At 62.1% G+C, this 19,585-nt stretch carries 22 protein-coding genes; 10 read left to right on the plus strand and 12 right to left on the minus strand.

Annotated elements, in window-relative coordinates; translation table 11 throughout:
- Nucleotides 1-110 precede the first annotated feature (110 nt).
- Complete coding sequence (gene tyrS, locus K3758_RS09015; RefSeq protein WP_259944108.1) at nt 111-1,361, minus strand: tyrosine--tRNA ligase; 1,251 nt, start codon at nt 1,359-1,361, stop codon at nt 111-113.
- 66 nt (nt 1,362-1,427) lie between these two features.
- Between tyrS and K3758_RS09020 the strand changes: the two genes are divergently transcribed.
- The gene (locus K3758_RS09020) at nt 1,428-2,555 is read left to right on the plus strand and encodes an anhydro-N-acetylmuramic acid kinase (protein WP_259944110.1); all 1,128 of its coding nucleotides are present in this window, start codon (nt 1,428-1,430) and stop codon (nt 2,553-2,555) included.
- 6 nt (nt 2,556-2,561) lie between these two features.
- Here K3758_RS09020 and K3758_RS09025 read toward each other — a convergent pair whose 3' ends face one another.
- From K3758_RS09025 to K3758_RS09035, 3 genes are read right to left on the minus strand one after another with little or no spacing between them, the layout of a single operon-like run.
- A complete protein-coding gene (locus tag K3758_RS09025; protein WP_259944111.1) occupies nt 2,562-3,104 on the minus strand; it encodes a GNAT family N-acetyltransferase in 543 nt (180 codons plus the stop codon).
- Nucleotides 3,104-4,381, minus strand: a complete 1,278-nt coding sequence (gene eno, locus K3758_RS09030) for a phosphopyruvate hydratase (protein ID WP_259944113.1) — start codon at nt 4,379-4,381, stop codon at nt 3,104-3,106. The genes K3758_RS09025 and eno overlap by 1 nt, the downstream gene beginning before the upstream one ends.
- 33 nt (nt 4,382-4,414) lie before the next feature.
- Nucleotides 4,415-5,317, minus strand: coding sequence for a DMT family transporter (locus tag K3758_RS09035; RefSeq protein ID WP_067939274.1), 903 nt, complete (start codon nt 5,315-5,317; stop codon nt 4,415-4,417).
- Nucleotides 5,318-5,446: 129 nt separating this feature from the next.
- Between K3758_RS09035 and K3758_RS09040 the strand changes: the two genes are divergently transcribed.
- Nucleotides 5,447-6,508 carry an AbrB family transcriptional regulator gene (locus tag K3758_RS09040; RefSeq protein WP_259944117.1) on the plus strand — a complete coding sequence of 354 codons (1,062 nt, stop codon included), beginning with the start codon at nt 5,447-5,449 and terminating at the stop codon, nt 6,506-6,508.
- A gap of 10 nt (nt 6,509-6,518) precedes the next feature.
- On the opposite strand, the gene K3758_RS09045 is transcribed toward K3758_RS09040, so the two are convergent.
- A complete protein-coding gene (locus K3758_RS09045; RefSeq protein ID WP_120351010.1) occupies nt 6,519-7,217 on the minus strand; it encodes an NYN domain-containing protein in 699 nt (232 codons plus the stop codon).
- Nucleotides 7,214-7,633 carry a Fur family transcriptional regulator gene (locus K3758_RS09050; protein ID WP_067629018.1) on the minus strand — a complete coding sequence of 140 codons (420 nt, stop codon included), beginning with the start codon at nt 7,631-7,633 and terminating at the stop codon, nt 7,214-7,216. The genes K3758_RS09045 and K3758_RS09050 overlap by 4 nt, the downstream gene beginning before the upstream one ends.
- A gap of 348 nt (nt 7,634-7,981) precedes the next feature.
- Here K3758_RS09050 and K3758_RS09055 point away from each other — a divergent pair, with 348 nt between their 5' ends.
- Both K3758_RS09055 and K3758_RS09060 read left to right on the plus strand, forming a co-directional pair.
- Nucleotides 7,982-9,292 (plus strand): DEAD/DEAH box helicase, encoded by a 1,311-nt coding sequence (locus tag K3758_RS09055; protein WP_259944123.1) that lies wholly within the window; start codon nt 7,982-7,984, stop codon nt 9,290-9,292.
- A gap of 27 nt (nt 9,293-9,319) precedes the next feature.
- Nucleotides 9,320-9,499, plus strand: a complete 180-nt coding sequence (locus K3758_RS09060) for a hypothetical protein (protein ID WP_259944126.1) — start codon at nt 9,320-9,322, stop codon at nt 9,497-9,499.
- 2 nt (nt 9,500-9,501) lie between these two features.
- Here the strand turns inward: K3758_RS09060 and K3758_RS09065 are convergent, their stop codons facing one another.
- From K3758_RS09065 to mazG, 4 genes are all read right to left on the minus strand, one after another.
- A complete protein-coding gene (locus tag K3758_RS09065) occupies nt 9,502-10,911 on the minus strand; it encodes a YdiU family protein (RefSeq protein ID WP_259944128.1) in 1,410 nt (469 codons plus the stop codon).
- Nucleotides 10,911-11,360, minus strand: a complete 450-nt coding sequence (locus tag K3758_RS09070; RefSeq protein WP_067629022.1) for an N-acetyltransferase — start codon at nt 11,358-11,360, stop codon at nt 10,911-10,913. The genes K3758_RS09065 and K3758_RS09070 overlap by 1 nt, the downstream gene beginning before the upstream one ends.
- Nucleotides 11,357-12,298, minus strand: coding sequence for a nucleoside hydrolase (locus K3758_RS09075; RefSeq protein ID WP_259944130.1), 942 nt, complete (start codon nt 12,296-12,298; stop codon nt 11,357-11,359). Before K3758_RS09075 ends, K3758_RS09070 begins: the two co-directional genes overlap by 4 nt.
- Nucleotides 12,299-12,375: 77 nt before the next feature.
- The gene (gene mazG / locus K3758_RS09080) at nt 12,376-13,200 is read right to left on the minus strand and encodes a nucleoside triphosphate pyrophosphohydrolase (protein WP_259944134.1); all 825 of its coding nucleotides are present in this window, start codon (nt 13,198-13,200) and stop codon (nt 12,376-12,378) included.
- A gap of 64 nt (nt 13,201-13,264) precedes the next feature.
- Between mazG and K3758_RS09085 the strand changes: the two genes are divergently transcribed.
- The 3 genes from K3758_RS09085 to K3758_RS09095 all read left to right on the plus strand — a co-directional run bounded on the left by K3758_RS09085 (nt 13,265) and on the right by K3758_RS09095 (nt 15,930).
- Entirely contained in the window at nt 13,265-14,434 is a 1,170-nt protein-coding gene (locus tag K3758_RS09085; RefSeq protein ID WP_259944137.1) for a M20 aminoacylase family protein, read from the plus strand.
- Nucleotides 14,434-15,399, plus strand: coding sequence for an agmatinase (speB, locus tag K3758_RS09090; RefSeq protein ID WP_259944140.1), 966 nt, complete (start codon nt 14,434-14,436; stop codon nt 15,397-15,399). The genes K3758_RS09085 and speB overlap by 1 nt, the downstream gene beginning before the upstream one ends.
- Nucleotides 15,400-15,504: 105 nt before the next feature.
- A complete protein-coding gene (locus K3758_RS09095; RefSeq protein WP_259944143.1) occupies nt 15,505-15,930 on the plus strand; it encodes a DUF1499 domain-containing protein in 426 nt (141 codons plus the stop codon).
- Here K3758_RS09095 and K3758_RS09100 read toward each other — a convergent pair.
- Complete coding sequence (locus K3758_RS09100; protein ID WP_259950046.1) at nt 15,868-16,167, minus strand: hypothetical protein; 300 nt, start codon at nt 16,165-16,167, stop codon at nt 15,868-15,870. The genes K3758_RS09095 and K3758_RS09100 overlap by 63 nt on opposite strands.
- A 60-nt stretch (nt 16,168-16,227) precedes the next feature.
- Between K3758_RS09100 and prfA the strand changes: the two genes are divergently transcribed.
- The 3 genes from prfA to K3758_RS09115 all read left to right on the plus strand — a co-directional run bounded on the left by prfA (nt 16,228) and on the right by K3758_RS09115 (nt 18,940).
- On the plus strand, nt 16,228-17,283 hold the full coding sequence (gene prfA / locus K3758_RS09105) for a peptide chain release factor 1 (RefSeq protein ID WP_259944145.1): 1,056 nt from the start codon (nt 16,228-16,230) through the stop codon (nt 17,281-17,283).
- Nucleotides 17,280-18,122, plus strand: a complete 843-nt coding sequence (prmC, locus tag K3758_RS09110; protein WP_259944148.1) for a peptide chain release factor N(5)-glutamine methyltransferase — start codon at nt 17,280-17,282, stop codon at nt 18,120-18,122. Before prfA ends, prmC begins: the two co-directional genes overlap by 4 nt.
- 209 nt (nt 18,123-18,331) lie before the next feature.
- Nucleotides 18,332-18,940 carry a DUF4167 domain-containing protein gene (locus K3758_RS09115; RefSeq protein ID WP_259944150.1) on the plus strand — a complete coding sequence of 203 codons (609 nt, stop codon included), beginning with the start codon at nt 18,332-18,334 and terminating at the stop codon, nt 18,938-18,940.
- Between the two features lie 64 nt (nt 18,941-19,004).
- Here K3758_RS09115 and K3758_RS09120 read toward each other — a convergent pair whose 3' ends face one another.
- Entirely contained in the window at nt 19,005-19,583 is a 579-nt protein-coding gene (locus K3758_RS09120; protein ID WP_259944152.1) for a hypothetical protein, read from the minus strand.
- Between the last annotated feature and the right edge of the window lie 2 nt (nt 19,584-19,585).

The following is a 19,585-nucleotide window of genomic DNA, read 5'->3' on the forward strand; positions in this document are numbered from 1 at the left end:
TGGCTCCCCCCCGATATGAACGCTTGTTCAGTTCAACACGAAGTCTCGCCCCATGCAAGCGATGCCGTTGCGGCGGAAAGCGGGGAAGGCCGTGGCCTTCCCTGCGGCAATCAGCCGACCTGCACCAGCGCGTGGCGTTTCTTACCCGCGCTCAGCTTGATCGGAGAGGACAGCGCGCCCGCATCCAGCATCAAGCCCGCATCGGTCAGCGGCTGGTCATCGATCCGCGCGCCATTCTCAGCAATCAGGCGCTTGGCCTCTTTACCGGAGCCCGCGAGGCCAGATTTCACCAGCAGTTGCACGATAGAAACGCCATCGCCCACATCCGCCGCCGAGAGGGTCAGGGTGGGCAGGTCATCACCCACGCCGCCTTTTTCAAAAACTTCACGCGCCGTGGCTTCGGCGTTGCGCGCCGCTTCTTCGCCGTGCAGCAGGCCGGTGACCTCATTGGCCAAACGCACCTTCGCCTCATTGATCTCGGACCCGGCGAGCGCACCCAGACGGTCGCATTCATCGACCGGCAACTCGGTGTAGAGTTTGAGGAAACGGCCCACATCGGCATCGGTGCAATTGCGCCAGAACTGCCAGAACTCGTAAGGCGAAAGCATATCGCCGTTCAGCCAGACCGCGCCGCCGGCAGATTTGCCCATCTTCTTGCCGTCGCTGGTGGTCAGCAGCGGTGAGGTCAGGCCGTAAACTTCGCCGTCGATCACGCGGCGCGTCAGGTCGATCCCGTTGACGATGTTGCCCCATTGGTCGCTGCCGCCCATCTGCAGGATACAACCGTAGCGACGGTGAAGCTCCATAAAGTCATAGGCTTGGAGAATCATGTAGTTGAACTCAAGGAATGACAGCGATTGCTCGCGGTCCAACCGCGATTTCACGCTTTCAAAGCTGAGCATCCGGTTGATTGAGAAATGCCGCCCGATGTCGCGCAGGAAATCGAGGTAGTTCAACTCATCCAGCCACTCGGCGTTGTTGAGCATCAAAGCATCGCTCGGCCCATCGCCATAATCGAGGTAGCGGGCAAAGACCTGACGAATGCCTTCGATATTGTCGTCAATCGCCTCGGGCGTCAGCAGGGGGCGTTCATCCGACCGGAAGGATGGATCGCCCACCTTGGTCGTGCCGCCGCCCATCAGGGTGATCGGCTTGCCGCCGCATTTCTGCAACCAGCGCAGCATCATGATATTGACCAGATGGCCCACGTGCAGCGATTTGGCAGTCGCATCATAGCCTACATAGGCGGGGGCTGCGCCATTCATAAGGGCGTCGTCCAACCCCTGATAATCGGTGCAATCGGCCAGAAAGCCGCGCTGCATCATCGTGTGGATGAACTCCGATTTGGGATGGTATGTCATGGTGACTTGCCTCAAAACTGTATTGCGGGGCAATCTATATGCGTACGAGCGGCAAAGGAAAAGGCCATGAATAGGGCCATGCACAGGCAACATGTCGGAACCGGTGTGGTGACGGCTCTGGGAATGATGTCGGGCACCTCTCTGGATGGGGTGGACGCCGCGATTTTGCGCACCGATGGGCAGGACATTACCAGTTTTGGGCGCAGCGCCTATCGCAGCTATTCGACTGAGGAACGTCGGGTGATCGCCGCCGGATTCGGGAAATGGCACGGGGGTGAGGTTGAGGCGGCAGCCCAAGCTGTCGAGTCCGCGCATCTGGCGCTGTTGGATGACCTGTTGAAAGATGAACCCGGGGTCGAGCTTGTCGGTTTCCACGGCCAGACCCTTGTCCATGCGCCGCGGATGCAGGGCACGCTGCAGGTCGGTGACGGGGCGCTATTGGCGCGCGCCATCAACTTGCCCGTCGTCTGGGATTTTCGCAGCGCCGATGTCGAACTGGGCGGAGAGGGCGCGCCTTTGGCACCGTTCTTTCACCATGCCTGCGCGCGATTTGCCGGGCGGGAAGGCCCGGTGGCCTTTTTGAACCTCGGCGGCGTGGGCAACCTCACTTGGGTCGATCCGCGCGTTGCGCGCCCAGAGGAAGAAGGCGCGCTGCTGGCTTTCGATACCGGCCCGGCAAATGCGCCGATCAACGATTTGATGCAGGCCCGCCTTGGCCAAGACTTCGACGAAGGTGGCAAGCTGGCCGCGCGGGGCAGGGTGGAGCATGGTGCGCTGGAGCTCTTCCTCGCCGAGCCATACTTCGCACGCATGCCGCCCAAATCGCTCGACCGGAATGATTTCGCGGAAATGGTGGCGCTGGTGGGCGAACTGTCCGATGCTGACGCCTGTGCCACCCTGACCGCCATGTGCGCCGCTGGCGTGGCCGAAGCGATGCAGCATTGCCCGGCCCCGCCTGAGCGGGTCTATGTCACGGGGGGCGGGCGACATAACCCGGTGCTGATGCGGATGCTGGACGTCAGCCTTGATTGCCCTGTCGCTCCGGTGGAGGACATCGGGCTGGATGGCGATATGCTGGAGGCACAGGCATTCGCCTATCTCGCCGTGCGCGTGGCGCGCGGCCTGCCGACCTCATGCCCCGGCACCACTGGCGTGCGTGCCGCAGTGGGTGGCGGCACCGTCAGCCGAGCATAGCCGCGTTCAGGTAGGTCCGGCGCTTGCCGGGATGTCGGTCAGAGGCAGTTCATAAAAGCAGATCGCCTTACGGGCGAAATCGGGCATCGGCTGATAGGGACCCCGCTCAACAAACCCAAGCGAGGCATAGAGCGCGCGGGCAGGGGCAAAGGCGATGGAAGTGTCGAGATAGACCTTCTCAAACCCATCTTCCCGCGCCTGATCAATCAGCCTTTGGCAGATTGCACGGCCCGCGCCGGTGCCACGGGCGGCATCCGTTACAAAGACGCGCTTGATCTCACTCTCGGTATCGCTCAGCGCATGGGACATGCCGCAGCCCAGAGGGATGCCGTCACGTTCCGCCAGCAGGATGATGCCGCGCGGGCGGGCGTGTTCCTCGGCCAAGCGGTCCATGAGAGCGCTGTATTTATCGTGCGGATAGAAGGTCTCAACAATCCGCCGCTCGGTCGGGGCGAAGGTGTAAAGAAAGTCGCGGTAGGCCCAGCAAAGGTCGACCACCGCCGCGAGGTCCGCAGCGGTGGTGACAGGGCGAATGTCTATGCCAGACATCAGCCGCGCAGGATCGAGCGGCCCGCGTATTGTGCGGTCTCGCCCAGCATTTCCTCGATACGGATCAACTGGTTGTACTTCGCCAGCCTGTCAGAGCGCGCCAGCGAGCCGGTCTTAATCTGACCGCAGTTGGTCGCCACGGCGAGGTCTGCAATGGTGGCGTCCTCAGTCTCGCCCGAGCGGTGGGACATCACGTTGGTGTACCCCGCGCGATGCGCGATATCGACAGCCTTGAGCGTCTCGGTCAGGGTACCGATCTGGTTGACCTTCACCAGCATGGAGTTGGCGCAGCCGCGTTTGATGCCGTCGGACAGACGCGCGGGATTGGTCACGAAGAGATCATCGCCCACCAATTGCACCTTGCCGCCCAAGACATCTGTCAGTGCCTTCCAGCCGTCCCAGTCATCCTCGGCCATGCCGTCTTCGATGGAGATGATCGGATAGTCGTTCACGAGGGCCGCGAGGTAGTCGGCGTTCTCTTCGCTCGACAGGGTTTTGCCTTCGCCGGAGAGGACATATTTACCGTCTTTGTAGTATTCCGTCGCGGCGCAATCGAGGGCGAGATACATGTCTTCGCCGGGCTTGTAGCCTGCTTTTTCGATCGACTTCAGAATGAAATCAAGCGCATCGCGCGACGAGCTGATGTTCGGGGCAAAACCGCCCTCGTCGCCAATCCCGGTCGATAGACCCGCGGCGGAGAGTTCTTTTTTCAGCGTGTGAAAGACTTCGGCGCCCATGCGCACGGCTTCGCGGATGTTCTCCGCGGCGACCGGCATGATCATGAATTCCTGAATGTCGATCGGGTTGTCGGCATGTTCGCCACCGTTGATGATGTTCATCATCGGCACGGGGAGAACGCGGGCGGTGGTGCCGCCGATGTAGCGGTAGAGCGGCTGCGCGCAGTAGTCTGCGGCGGCCTTGGCGGCAGCCATCGACACGCCCAGAATCGCATTTGCACCAAGGCGGGATTTGTTCTCGGTGCCGTCGAGTTCGATCATCATCTCGTCGATCTCAACCTGCTCGGTCGCGTCGATCCCGACCAGCGCCTCTGCGATCTCGCCGTTGACGGCGGCGCAGGCTTCCAAAACGCCTTTGCCGAGGTAGCGGGATTCGTCGCCGTCGCGACGCTCGTTCGCTTCATAGGCGCCGGTGGAGGCACCGGAGGGAACCGCGGCGCGGCCCAAGGTGCCGTCTTCGAGGATAACGTCGACTTCGACCGTCGGGTTGCCCCGGCTGTCGAGGATTTCGCGGGCGTGGATGTCGATGATCGTGCTCATGGGCTTTGTCCTCATGTTCGGGTTTGCAGCGGTTTACCCCGGCAGGCCCGGCTTGGAAAGACCGCGGCGGGGCCGGGGGGTGATTTTGCGTTCGCGCAGCAGGGTATAGACGCCCGAGGCGATGATGATCGCGGCCCCCACCAGCGTCAGCGTGTCGGGGGATTCGTCAAAGACCACGATCCCTGCGACCAGTGCGAATAGCATCCGCATGTAACGAAAGGGCGTGACGAAGCTGACTTCGCCCACGCGCATGGCGGCCACGATGGCGTAATAGGCCATCACACCGATCACCATCGCGGCGGCAAGATAGACCACCTCGGCCCCGCCGGGCATGGCGGCGGGGGTGCCAGCGGCCAGCATCAGGATCAGCCCTGCCGGGACCAGCACGATAAAGGCAAGAAAGCTAAGCTGCATGGAACTGATGCTTTTGGGAACTTTGCGCGTCGCCAGATCGCGCAGCGCAAGGCCGATGACACCTGCCACGGCAAAGAGCGACAGCGCGTTGAACCCCTCCAACCCCGGGCGGACGATCAGCAGCACGCCGAGGAACCCCACGACAATCGCGCTCCAACGGCGCCAACCAACGGGTTCCCCCAGAAACAGCGCCGCACCAAGGGTCACGGCCAGCGGGGTCGCCTGCAAAATAGCAGAGGCCGAGGAAAGCGGCGTAAGCACGATGGCGGTCACGAAACACAGGGTGCCCAGCACCTCACCCACGGCGCGCAGCAGGATCGGCCCGGTGAGCATATCCGCAGAGAACAACCGCCGCCCCTGAATGCGCAGGATCACGGCAAAGATCGCCCCGCCGCCCGCGCCCAACAGCGCGATGATCTGCCCCACGGGGAGGGCATCGCTCGTCAGTTTGACGAACATATCCTCAATGGCGAAACCGGCCATGGCCAGCACCATCAGCATCGCGCCGCGCAGATTGTCCATGTTATCGCCCTTTCACACCGGATATTGCCAATCGCCCATGAACCTTTTGCGATGAAAGGGCAAGTGCCCAAAATACGCGTCATGCGTGTGGCTCTGGCGCCCGCTGCGGCAGGGTGCTAGCCATCAGGCATGAGATGGCCCAGCCTTTCCCTTGCCCCGCGTGACACCCTGCTGACCCTCGCCGTCGGCGGTTTTGGCGCGCTGCTGTTTTGGTGGCTCAACGCGCCTGTCTATATGCTGCTGGGGCCGGTGATCGCGGTGAGTGGTCTGGGGCTGGTCGGTCTGCGCACGGCGGTCGACCCGCGGCTGCGGGATGCCTGTTTCGTGGTCTTGGGCATCGCTGTCGGCGCGGGTTTTAACCAAGATGCGGTGAATGCCATGGTGCGTTGGCCATTGGCCTTTGTGTTTATGACAGGGGTGATCTGGGGGATTATGGCTGTCTGCCGCTGGATGCTGGCGCGGTATTTTGGTTTCGATGCGCGTTCCGCGCTTCTGGCCTCGGCCCCCGGGCATCTGAGTTTCGTCATGGCGATTGCCAGCGACGGAGGCTCTGACGTGCCGCGGATTTCGATCACCCAGTCGGTCCGGCTTTTGGCATTGACCATTGTCGTGCCTTTTGCCGCTTTGCTGATGGGCGTCGATATGACCGGCAATATTGCCCCGGCGGGCGCGGGGATGGGGGTGCTTTCAAACTTCGTGATGATCTTTGCGGCCGTGGTTGTGGGGCTGATCTTTGCCCGGCTTTCGGTGCCCGCACCGCTGCTGATGGGGGCGATGGTGGTCTCTGCCATCGCGCATCTGACCAAGTTGGAGACCGGGGTGCTGCCGGGTTGGCTGATCCTTATCGCCTATCTGGTGCTGGGATGCCTGATCGGCACGCGGTTTTCTGGCATCACGCCCGCACGGTTTGTCAGCGGCCTTGGCGCGGGGCTGGCGATTACCGGCGTGGCCGTCGGACTGGCGGGGCTGGGTGCTGTGCCGGTGGCTTGGGCGCTTGGCATGCCGCTGGGCCATGTGTTGGTGGCCTTCGCGCCCGGCGGCCTTGAGACGATGATCGCGCTTGGCGCGGTGCTGGCCGTGGTGCCGGGGTTTGTCGCCGCCTGCCACATCATGCGGCTGGTGGTACTGAGCGTGCTGTTGCCCGCCATGCTGTCGCGCGTCTCCCGCCGGGAAAAGCGCCCCGCCGAGTGATACGCAGGCGTTAAGGTTTCAGCCGCACCATCAGCCGATTGCCTGTCTTTCGGGTTTCCAATGCCTTCAGATCAGCCGCCAAGGCGCTCAGCTTGCCATGGCCATAAGTCCGGCTGTCGAAATCCGGATGCGCTGCCTGAATCGTCTGGCCAATCTGGCCGAGATTGTACCAATCGTCTTCGGTGTCGATCTTATCCATCGCGGCTTTGAACAGGGGCAGGGCGTCGGCCACTTTGGCGCTGGCGCGGGACGTCGTGTCCGGCTCCGCGCCGTCGAGGTTTTCAATTAGAATGAAGCGGTTATAGACGTTGCGCAGCGAATCGTGGGTCTTCTTTTCGCCGATGCCGATCACCGTCACCCCATCCTCGCGCAGACGGTTCACCAGCGCGGTGAAGTCACTGTCGGACGAGACGATCACGATGATATCGAAGCGGCGGCTGTGCAGAATGTCCATCGCCTGAATGACCAGACCTATGTCGCTGGCGTTTTTGCCCTTGGTGTTCGCGGTTTCCTGATGAGCTACCAATCCGAGCTCACGAATGGGGGCTTTCCAGCCCTTGAGGTGATCATTCGACCAATCGCCATAGACGCGGCGCAGCGCGGGCTCTCCGATGGTTGTGACCTCCCGCATGATGGCCGCGGCATGTTTGGCTGGGACATTGTCGGCGTCGATCAACACAGCCAGAAGCGGGCGGTCACGGTCGGTCATGGGTCATCCTTTTTAATCGGCACACCGTAAAGTTCCATCCGGTGCCCCTGCAGTTTGTAACCCAATTTACGCGCGATACGTTCCTGAAGCTCTTCAATTTCGGCGTCGACGAATTCGATCACCTCGCCGGAATTCACGTCGATCAGGTGGTCGTGATGTTCGCGCTGCGCATCTTCATAGCGCGCCCGGCCATCGCCGAATTCTAACTTGTCGAGGATGCCAGCCTCTTCAAACAGTTTCACCGTGCGGTAGACCGTGGCGATAGAGATGCCGCTGTCGATCTCAGTGGCGCGGGCCAGCAGTTCTTCGGCATCGGGATGGTCGTCACTGTCGTGAATCACCTGCGCGATGACCCGGCGTTGACCTGTCATGCGCAGGCCCATGGCCTCGCACCGTTTGATGATCGGGTTGCGCATCGTTTCGCCCTTCGTCCGTCGGACCACGTTCCTAACATTCTAGCGCGGCCAGACGCCACCGCAATTGAACCCTGCCGGTTGACTTTTGCCCGCGCGCAGCCCATGTGGGGGTCAAGCGAAGCCTTCTGCCGCGTGAGCAGTATCAGCGCCAAGTCCCATGAGGGGCCACTGGATGCTGACGACAAGGCCCGCCGATGTTCCCAAAATCACGCGTGGGGCCAAGCGCGACAGACGGGTGTGAGGCATGTGGCCTGCGCCCGCGATCTGGCTTGCGCGACCCCGTGGCGCTCAGACTTGGGCGCGGCGAATAAGGATGGCGCGCGCCCCTGCGTGCCGGAAAGTGAACGAATGAGCGATTTTGACATGATGGGCCTGCCAAAGAAACTGGTGACCCGGTTGAATGAAATGGGTCTGAAAGATCCAACCCCGATCCAACGACAAGCAATCCCCCAAGCCATGAATGGCCGCGACGTGATGGGCCTTGCCCAGACCGGCACCGGCAAGACGGCGGCCTTTGGTGTGCCGCTTATCGCGCAGATGATGGAGCTTGAAGGCCGCCCCGCGCCGCGCTCAGTGCGCGGGCTTGTCTTGGCCCCGACACGCGAGCTGGCCCAACAGATCGCCGTGAACCTGCGCGGCTATGCCGAAGGCACGCCGATCAAAGTGGCGATGGTTGTCGGCGGTCAGTCGATCAACACGCAGATCAAGCGTCTGGAGCGCGGTGTCGATCTGTTGATCGCCACGCCGGGCCGTCTGCTGGACCTGCTGGACCGCCGCGCGGTCAAGCTCGACACCACGACCTTCCTCGTGCTGGATGAGGCCGACCAGATGCTCGACATGGGGTTCATCCATGACCTGCGCAAAATCTCGAACCTGATCCCGAAAGAGCGTCAGACGATGCTGTTCTCGGCGACCATGCCCAAGCTGATGAATGAGATCGCCAACAGCTATCTCAACAGCCCAATCCGCATCGAAGTCTCGCCTCCGGGCAAGGCGGCGGATAAGGTGACCCAAGAGGTGCATTTCATCGCCAAGGCCGAAAAGACCGAACTGTTGAAAGAACTGCTGGCCAAGCACAAAGGCGAGCGCGCGCTGGTCTTTGGCCGTACGAAACATGGCTCGGAAAAGCTGATGAAGACACTGGTCAAAGCCGGTTTCGACGCGGCTTCGATCCACGGCAACAAAAGCCAAGGCCAGCGTGACCGCGCGATTGCGGGTTTCAAAAATGGCGACATCACTGTGCTGGTCGCCACCGATGTGGCGGCCCGTGGCCTCGATATCCCGGATGTGAAACACGTCTATAACTTCGACCTGCCGAATGTGCCCGACAACTATGTGCACCGGATTGGCCGGACCGCGCGGGCGGGCAAAGACGGCGCTGCCGTGGCCTTCTGCGCACCGGATGAAATGGGCGAGTTGAAAGCGATTCAAAAGACCATGGGCATCTCGATCCCCGTGGCTTCGGGCCGTCCGTGGGAAGTGATCGATGAGCCGTCCAAGCCCAAAGGCCGTGGCCGCGGGCGCGGTGGCCGTCCCGGTGGCGGCGGTGGTCGTCCCGGTGGTGGTGGCGGGGGCGAAGGCGCTGGCAAGCCTAGCGGTGGTCGTCGCCGTCGGCGCGGTGGCGGCGGCGGGAAGCCGGGCGGCCAGCAGGCAGCCTAAGCCGACACTTAGAAGTTGAACGACCCAATGGCGCGCTGTGACAACCACAGCGCGCAATTGACTTATCCGGCCCGCGTGGCTGCGGTCTTTGCGGTGCTTTTAGGCTGGAAGATCCTGTCGGAAGACATCGGGCCCACCGTTTGGTTCGCCCTGCTGCTGGTGGCGACAGGGATCCACCTGATCAACCGCATATCCCGGCGCCCTTAGGCTCAGGTGCCGCAGAAGGTCGCCGGGACGATCTCATCTTCGGTCGGCGGGCGCTGAAGCTCGGGATCGGCCTCTTCAAAGGGCGTCGCCAGCGCAGTCATCAAGCGCTCGAACGGGGCCATGTCGCCCGCAACGACGGCTTCGATCATCTGCTCAATCCGGTGGTTGCGCGGGATTACGGCGGGGTTCGCCGCCTGCATGACCGCCTGCGGGTCCGGCTCATCCTTGATCCGGCTGCGCCAGTTTTCGGCCCATGTGTCAAAGGCATCGCGGTTGGTAAAGTGATCACGCACTTGGTCGGTCCCAAGGGAGCGGAACGTGTTGGTGAAATCCGAGCCGTTCGTTTGCATCAGGCTCAGCAGTTCATTGATCAGATCCACATCCTCGGGCCGAGGATCGGAAATGCCGACTTTGGCCGCAAAACGCCGCAGCCATGCGGCTTCAATCAACTCGGGCATGTCATGCACGATTTCGGTGGCGTCTTCGACGGCGGTCTCTTTGTCGCCCATCTGCTGCAAAAGCGAAGTCGCAAGCTGCGCCATGTTCCACAGAACGATCTGCGGTTGGTTGCCGTAGGCATAGCGGCCCTGCCGGTCGATGGAACTGAACACGCGGCCCTGATGAAAGGCATCCATAAAGGCGCAGGGGCCATAGTCGATCGTCTCGCCTGAGATGCTGCAATTGTCAGTGTTCATCACACCGTGGATAAAGCCGAAGGACATCCATTGCGCCACCAGCTCTGCCTGCGCGGCACAGACCGCGCGCAAAAGGCCAAGCGGGCCATCGGCCTCAGGGTAGTGTCGCGCGATGGCATAGTCGGTCAGGGTTTTGAGCGCCTCCACCTCACCGCGATGGGCAAAGACCTGAAAGGTGCCGACACGCAGATGGCTTGCGGCGACGCGGGTGACGATGGCGCCGGGCAGAGGGCCGCTTTCGCGCAGGATCGGCTCCCCAGTGGCGACAGCAGCGAGGGCACGGGTGGTCGGCACGCCGAGCGCATGCATCGCCTCGCTGATCAGATATTCGCGCAGCACCGGCCCAACCCAGGCGCGGCCATCGCCCATACGCGAATAGGGCGTCGGGCCGGAGCCTTTGAGCTGAATGTCACGGCGATTGCCCTCGCTGTCGACGACCTCGCCCAGCAGGATCGCACGGCCATCGCCAAGCTGCGGGTTGAAATTGCCGAACTGATGACCGGCGTAAAGCTGCGCCAAGGGGGCCGCCCCTGCGGGCACCTCATTGCCGCCGAATACCTGCGCGCGGGTCTTTGCATCGCCGCCTTTGATTCCCAGCGACGCCGCCAGATCGTCGTTCCATGCCAAGAGCTTGGGCTCTTTTACCGGCGTCGGGTCGAGCCGGGTAAAAAACCCGTCGGGCAGGGTGGCATAGCTGTTATCAAAGGGAATACGCATCACAGTTTCCGAGACATAAGCATGTAATCTTCGCGGGGGCGGAAGCCCGCACGGGTATAGACTTTGAGCGCCGCTTTGTTGGTGCGGTCCACCTCAAGATGAATGGCGCGCAACCCGCCCGCGGCAAGCGCCCGTGGCAAAGCGATCAGCGCTTCCGAGGCAATGCCGCGCCCTCGTACGCCGGGACGGACGTAGATTTCATCAATGATGGCGTCCAGCCCGCCGAATTCAACCGACCAGCCGAAACAGATCACCACATAGCCAATCGGCGCGCGGGGCGGGCCGATCAAATAGGCGGCCCCATGGGGGATCCCCTCCAGCAGCGGCGCCAATCCGTTGCGCCGCTGCTCGTCGGTCATCTCAATGCCCGCTTCGGCGTGAAAGGCCGTGACCAGCCCGACCAATTTATCAAGATGCTCAGGCGCGCCGAGGGTGAGATGTGCGCTCATAGACGGGCCAGCCTTTCGGTGAGCAGGGCAAAGAACCCATCGGCATCAAGGTCGCCCACGAAAAGCGCGTTGGGCGCGCGTTCTGTCACGCCCCACCAATCGGCTACGGTCATGCCCATGGTCAGTTCAGACACGGTCTCGATCTCGACGTTGATATGGCGGCTTTTGAACAGATCGGGGTTGATCAGATAGGCGGTCACACAGGGGTCGTGCAGCGGCGCGCCTTCGGAGCCGTATTTTTCCTTATCGAACCGCTCGAAGAAATCGGTCATTTCGGCCACAGCGACACCCACCGGCGTGCCAATCGCGCGGAAGGCATCGTTGCGTGGTTTGGTGACCAGTGCCTTATGGGTCACGTCAAGCGGCATCACGACGATGGGAATGCCAGATTTGAACACGATATCAGCGGCTTGCGGGTCGACGTAGATGTTGAACTCGGCCGTGGGGGTGATATTGCCCCCTTCGAAATAGCCACCGCCCATCAGCACGATCTCTTGCACCTTTTCGGCGATATCGGGCGCCTTTTGCAGGGCGGTCGCAATATTGGTGAGCGGGCCCAAAGGGCAGAGGGTCACGCTGCCTGCGGGATGGGCGCGGACCTGTTCGATGATGAAATCGACGCCATGCCCCTCGGCCAGCGGCATGGTGGGGTCGGGCAGGTCGGGGCCATCAAGGCCGGTCTTGCCGTGCACATGTTCTGCCGTCACCAAGTCACGGCCCAGCGGGCGGTCGCAACCGGCAAAGACCTTTACATCCCGGTGCCCCGCCAATTCGCAAACGATGCGCGCGTTTTTCGAAGTCAGCTCCAGTGGCACGTTGCCCGCGACACAGGTGATGCCCAGCACGTCGATCTCTTCGGGGCTGGCCAGCGCAAGGAGGATCGCGACGGCGTCGTCCTGTCCGGGGTCGGTGTCGATGATGATTTTGCGCGGGGTCATGGGCTTACTTTCGTCAAATTGCTTGGGGCAGAGCCTTGCCGGAGGCTCATGTCTTTGTCCAGCCGCAGGCCCGGCGATTAGCCGCGTTCCGCCAGTTTCACGGCATCCCAAAGCGCATCCATCTCGGCCAGATCACTGTCCTGAGGGGTTTTGCCCATGGCCGCGAGCCGCGTTTCGATCCCCTCGAACCGGCGGGTGAATTTGGCGTTTGCAGCGCGCAGGGCGGCTTCGGGGTCCAGCCCAAGGTGGCGGCCGAGATTGGCCATCACAAACAGCAGATCGCCGTATTCCTCCTCAACCTCGGCCTGCGAAAGCGTATCTTTCGCCTCGACCAATTCGGCGGCCTCTTCGGTGATTTTGTCCAGTACCTGTGTCGTCTCGGGCCAATCAAAGCCGACCCGCGCTGCGCGTTTTTGCAATTTCATCGCGCGCAACAAAGCGGGCAGGCCAATCGCTACCCCATCCAACGTGCCTCCCTGCGCTTTGCCCGCCCGCTCAGCGGCTTTGATCTTTTCCCAATCCACAGTCTGCTGCTCGGCGCTTTTGTCGCGGGATTCGTTGCCAAATACATGCGGGTGCCGCGCAACCATCTTGTCGCTGATATTGCGCACTACAGATTGAAAGGTGAAATGCCCTGCTTCTTCGCCCATTGCGGTGTGATAGACCGATTGCAGCAATAGGTCGCCCAGCTCGCCCTCCAGCTCCACCCAATCCCGCCGGGCGATGGCATCGGCAACTTCATAAGCCTCTTCAATGGTATAGGGGGCGATGCTGTCGAAATCCTGTTCGATATCCCAGGGGCAGCCGGTGTCGGGATCGCGCAGGCGGCGCATGATTTCAAGCAGCCGTTCAATGCCCGCATCGGAATCGTGAATGAGATCGGCTTTTGTGTTGTCCGGCATTGCAGGCCCCGTATGTCTGGTGTCAGATGCACCCTGACCAAACCAACCCCAAGGAGTCCAGCCCATGCCCGTGGTAAACCGCATCAATGCCTTTGCGGAGGATATGACAGCGTGGCGGCGCCATTTGCATAGCATCCCTGAGTTGGATCTGGAATGTCATGAGACGGCGGCCTTTGTCGCCGAACGGCTGCGGGAATTTGGCGTCGATGAACTGCACGAAGGCATCGCGACAACCGGTCTGGTTGCCATCATCAACGGACAGGGCGCAGGGCCGACGATCGGCCTGCGCGCCGACATGGATGCCCTGCCCATACATGAAGCGACGGGCAAGGACTACGCCAGCACCCGCATGGGCAAAATGCACGCCTGCGGGCATGATGGGCATACCACGATGTTGCTGGGCGCCGCGCGTTATTTGGCCGAAACACGCAATTTCTCGGGCCGAGTGGCGCTGATCTTTCAACCCGCTGAAGAGGCCAGCGGTGGCGCCGGTATCATGGTCGAAGAAGGCATCATGGAGCGGTTCGACATCGCGCAGGTCTACGGCATCCACAACATGCCCGGGTTGGACGAAGGCGCGTTTTTCACCACCCCGGGGCCATTCATGGCAGCGGTGGACGAGTTTCACATTCACATCAAGGGCAAAGGGGGCCATGGCGCGATGCCCCATGACACCCGCGACCCTGTGGTGGCGGCCTGCGGCATCGCCACGGCGATCCAGACCATCGTCAGCCGCAATCATCTCGCGGCACAGGATCTGGTGGTTTCGGTCACGCAAATCCACACCGGAAGCGCCGACAATATCATTCCAGAGACCGCCTATATCAACGGAACCGTGCGCACCTTTGACCGCGAGGTGCAGGAGATGGTGATGCGCCGCATGCAGCAGATCGTGGACGGGCAGGCGGCAAGCTATGACGTCTCAGCCGAGCTGGTCTATGAGGTCGGCTATCCTGCCACAGTCAACGATCCCGCCAAGACCGAAACCGCCATCGCGGCGGCAAGCGAAGTGGTGGGCGCGGACCGCGTGCATGGGGACTATGGCCGCGAAATGGGCGCGGAAGATTTCAGCTTTATGCTTGAAAAACGCCCCGGTGCCTATCTGTTCCTCGGAACCGGTAAGGGCGCGGGGCTGCACCATCCAGAATACGACTTCAACGACGAGATCGCGCCGCTGGGCGCATCCTTTTTCGCCCGTATCGTTGAGCGGGCACAGCCAGCAGGAGGCAAGTAATGGCACTGGAAGACGCGGCCAAGCAGATGGATATGGCCTTTACCCGCGAGGACCTCAAAGGGCCGAGCTATGAGTTGACCTTTGGCGGGGCGACCTCTTTCCTGCGACGTAAATACACCAAGGATCTGACCGGTGTGGACATCGCGGTAACCGGCGTGCCCTTTGATCAGGCCGTCACCAACCGACCCGGCACCCGCCTTGGCCCCCGCGCCATCCGCGAGGCGAGTGCCTTGCAAGCGCCTGACGCGCCCTATGGCTGGGACTTTGACGTGCTGAGCGAATTCGCCATCGCGGACTATGGCGATCTGGCGTTTGATTATGGCCATGTCAGCCAGTTTCCCGCCGCTCTGACCGCACATATCAAGACCATTTTGGATGCCGGCGCGGCCTCTGTCGTACTGGGCGGGGATCACTATATCTCATTCCCGATCCTCAAGGCCTATGCTGAGAAATACGGTCCGATCAGCCTGTTACAGTTCGATGCACACACGGACACATGGCAAGACGACGACATGGGCCGGATCGACCACGGCACGATGTTCTACAAGGCGGTCAAGTCCGGCATCGTTGACCCTTCGACCAGCGTGCAGGTTGGCATACGCACAACCAACGAAGACACGATGGGCGTCAACATTATCGATGCCCGTGAGGTACATGAGAAGGGGCCGCAGGCCACCGTGGCTAAGATCAAAGAAATCCTCGGCGATCGGCCCTGTTACCTGACCTTCGACATTGACGCGCTCGATCCGGCCTTTGCCCCCGGCACCGGCACGCCGGTCTGGGGCGGTCTGACCTCGGCGCAGACCTCGATCATGCTGCGCGATCTGGCCGGGATCAACATCATGGGCGGCGACGTGGTTGAGGTCTCTCCGCCCTTCGACACCACAGGCGCAACGGCGATCGCGGGCGCGCATGTCGCGACCGAGATTTTGTCGCTGCTGGGCCACCGCATGAGAACCGCGTGAGCGAAGGCCACAACATCATTGGGCGGCCCTCAGGCCTGGGGGCCGCCCACCTGACCGCGACCACCTGCGTCGCCTCAAATCGCCGACCTTTGAAAGGTGCTTAAAATGCTGTTCTGGATCATCGTGATCGCCCTCGTCGCCTTGGTGGCCTATGTCCGATTTGCGCCAACCGACACCGCGCGTTGGCATGCGCAGGCCGAAGGGCAAAAGATGGGCAAGACCCAAGGCACCAACAGCTATATCTGGCGCGCACCGGTTGACGGCGACGGGGAAGAGACTTTGGCGCAGCTTGATAGTGCCATCATGCAGACCCCGCGTACCGAGGCTGTCGCCGGATCACTGGCCGAGGGGCAGGTCACCTATGTCACCCGCACGAAATTGATGGGCTACCCAGATTTCACCACCATCGGCGTCTATGGCGCTGATCCGCGCTACATGGAAGTCTATGGCCGCTCGCGCTTTGGCCGGTCAGATCTGGGCGTCAACGCCAAGCGGGTAAATGCTTGGCTCGCTCAGGTTGAGGCGCGATGACAGGCAGCCTTGCTGCACCTCGCGCCACATCGGCACGTTGAGCGACATCTGACATTGCGCCATGAACATGCGCCCTCCGACCTGTAGGCAGATGGTTTCACCCAGTTCCACACGGGCGCCGGTACTGTTGGTGCAATAGCAATCAATCGTCTTGCCGCCCGGCGCTTTGACATCCGCAAGGGCAGGGTGCAGGGCCGTCAGGGCCACAAGGCAGGTGAGCGGCATGATGCGTTTCATAGCCAATGATAGCATAAGCCGCCTCTTGACCAAAGCTTTTGCATAAGCGACAGGAACCTCATGATCCCGATGCACCGCCTCGCGCAAATCTCGCAACGCCTCCAGTTTCTGGAGGCCAGCATGTCTGCGGGCTCCGATGGAGCCGATTTCGCAGCCCTCGCCAAGGAATACAGCGATCTCAAGCCGGTGGTGGATCAAATTGATCTTTACCAGCAGCTTCAGCGCGACCTTGAAGAGGCCGAAGCAATGCTGAAAGACCCCGAGATGGCCGAGCTTGCCCGCGAGGAACTGCCGCGTCTGCGGGCACGTCTGCCGGAGGTGGAGCAAGGGTTGCAACTGGCGCTTCTGCCGCGCGATTCCGCCGATGCGAAGCCCGCGATGCTGGAGATCCGCCCCGGCACCGGCGGCGATGAGGCGGCGCTGTTCGCGGGCGACCTGCTGCGCATGTACCAACGCTATGCCGAGGCGCGGGGCTGGGGCTTCGACCTCATCGAAAGCCAGATGACCGAATTGGGCGGCGTGAAGGAAGTCGTGGCCCATATCACCGGGCAGAACGTTTTTGCCCGGCTGAAGTTCGAAAGCGGCGTGCACCGCGTGCAGCGCGTGCCTTCGACCGAAAGCGGCGGGCGCATCCACACCTCGGCAGCCACCGTGGCGGTGCTGCCCGAAGCCGAAGACGTGGACATCGAGATCAACGCCAATGACCTGCGGATCGACACGATGCGCTCTTCGGGCGCTGGTGGGCAGCACGTCAACACCACCGATTCCGCCGTGCGCATCACCCATATCCCAACCGGGATCGTGGTGACCTCATCCGAGAAATCCCAGCACCGCAACCGCGACAAGGCAATGCAGGTGCTCAAAGCGCGACTCTATGACATGGAGCGCAGCCGGATCGACAGCGCACGGTCCGCCGACCGCGCGGCGCAGGTGGGCACAGGCGACCGGTCCGAGCGGATTCGGACCTATAACTTCCCACAAGGGCGCATGACCGATCACCGGATCAACCTGACGCTCTACCGGCTTGAGGCCGTGATGCAGGGCGATCTGGATGAGATCGTCGATGCGCTGACCGCCGACGCCCAAGCGCGGCAACTGTCGGAGATGGAGGGGTGAGCCCCCAGACTGCCGCCCAAGCCATGGCCGCTGCCGCCGGACGGCTTCGTGCCGCAGGCGTGCCCGATCCGGCGCGGGATGCGCGGCTTTTGTTAGCCCATGCCGCCGCCGTGGATGCCGCTCGCGTGACCCTGATCGCGCCCGAGGAAATCGCCCCCGAGGTCGCCGAACGCTTTGAGCAGCTCATCGCCCTGCGGGCCGTGAGGGTGCCGGTCTCACAACTCATTGGACGGCGGGCATTCTATGGCCGCGACTTTGCGATCAGCCGCGATGTGCTTGACCCGCGGCCAGAGACGGAAACCCTGATTGATCTGGCCCTCAGCAATGATTTCACCCGCATTCTCGACCTTGGCACCGGGTCGGGCTGTATCCTCGTCACCCTGTTGGCCGAAAGGGCGCGCGCGACGGGGCTGGGCGTTGACCTTTCCGAAGCCGCCTGCCTTCAGGCCAGCGCCAATGCGGTGCAGCATGGGGTGGCCGAACGGGCCGACATCCGTCAGTCCGATTGGTTCAGCGCCGTTGACGGGCGCTTTGATCTGATCTTGTCGAACCCACCCTATCTGGCTGCCGATGAAATGGCAGCGGTTTCTCCGGAATTGCGTCAGCACGAGCCTGAAATGGCACTAACCGATGGGCAGGACGGGCTGAGCATCTACCGCATCATCGCCGCCGAGGCGCAGGGCTATCTCACGCCCGAAGGCCGGGTCATGGTCGAAATCGGCTGGCAACAGGGCGAAGCGGTGCAGGAAATCTTTGCCGCCGCAGGCTGGGGACGGGTGACGCTGGCGCATGATCTGGATGGGCGGCCAAGAGTCGTTTCAGCCGATAAACCGGCGTGAAATCGCGAAAAAACGGCTCTTTGGCGGGTTCAGCGGCAGTTTCTTCTTGCCCAAGCCTGTCTGGCATGGTTAGTCAGGGGTGTTGCAGCGGTGGATGCCATAGGCGGTCCCGCGCGGCACTATGCCCAACATATCGCTTAGGCCGGGTTCAAGACGTGCTTTGCACCCCCCGGTGAACGACACACAGCACACAAGGCTGACATCATTCCATGAATTCTCCCAGATCACGCTCCCGGTCGAAGAATAACCGCAAACGCTCGTCGCAAGGTGGCGGCGGCAATGTCGTCAACCGTGTTTTTGACAGCTCCGGCCCCGAGGGTAAGGTGCGCGGCACGCCGCAGCAGGTTATCGAGAAATACAACCAGCTGGCCCGCGATGCACAGTTGAGCAATGACCGTGTTGCAGCCGAGAACTTTCAACAGCACGCCGAGCATTATCTGCGTCTGCTGAGCGAAGCGCAGCGCGAGGTGGATCAGCGCCGCGAAGAGCAAGAGCGCCAGAACCGTGAGCGCCAAGCCGAGCGGGATCGCGAACGCGCAGAGCGTCAGGAGCGCGAGGCGCAGCAGGGCGGCCAGTCTCAGGGCAACCAGTCGCAGGACGATCAGCCGAAGGCGGACAAACAGCCCGAGCCTGCGCAGCAGCAGCAAGCCGAGGCCGAGACGAACAGCGAAGAGAGCACGCTGGTCGACACGCCCGAGAGCAAGCCCAAGCCGAAACGCGCTCCGCGTCGCAAGCCCAAGCCGAAAGCGGCAGAGGCACAGCCGCAGGACAATGGCAGCGATGGCGACGGTAACGACACCGCCAAAGCCGCAGAATAACAAAAAGCCCCGCAAATTGCGGGGCTTTTTCGTGCGGGGCATTGGTAGGGCGCGCGGGGTGGGCTTACCCTTCCATCCCCGCCTGCACATATCTGACACGCCCGTTACGCCGCAGCACTTCTTCACGCGGCTCCCAGTCGTAGCGCGGGTCGCTTATGACCGGCGACCAGAATAACTCGCCGCCCTGCCGCCATGGATCAAGGACAAGCCCTGCCTCCATCTGGGCACCCGCGGCCGAGATGATGGCCGTCGAATGATCCAGCAACAACCGCGAGTCGCCATTGGCGATGGCGCGGTGCATGTCGAGGGTGGCGAACCCTTCGGCCAGCAGCCGTTTCTCCAGATCCTCTGCCCAATGCCAACACAGGCCCCGTGGCTTGCTGCCGTTGTTGACCTTCACGTTATGGATCAGCGGCGGGTCGGTGATTTGATAGGCAATCGCCAGCTCATGGGTATGACGGTAGGCGATCCGCGCTGCACGGGCGGCCTCTGCCGGGTCCACACTCGGAGAAAGTTCTGTAATGGCACGGGTCAGCGCCGAAATATCGGCCTCAGTCCCCAGTGGTGGTGGCCCGTTGCGGGGCATGGCACAGGCGGAAAGCGTCAGCAGCAGCGTGCAGACGAGCAATAGACGGTAGAACATTT

The organism is Sulfitobacter sp. W002 (assembly GCF_025142135.1).
Classification (GTDB): domain Bacteria; phylum Pseudomonadota; class Alphaproteobacteria; order Rhodobacterales; family Rhodobacteraceae; genus Sulfitobacter; species Sulfitobacter profundi.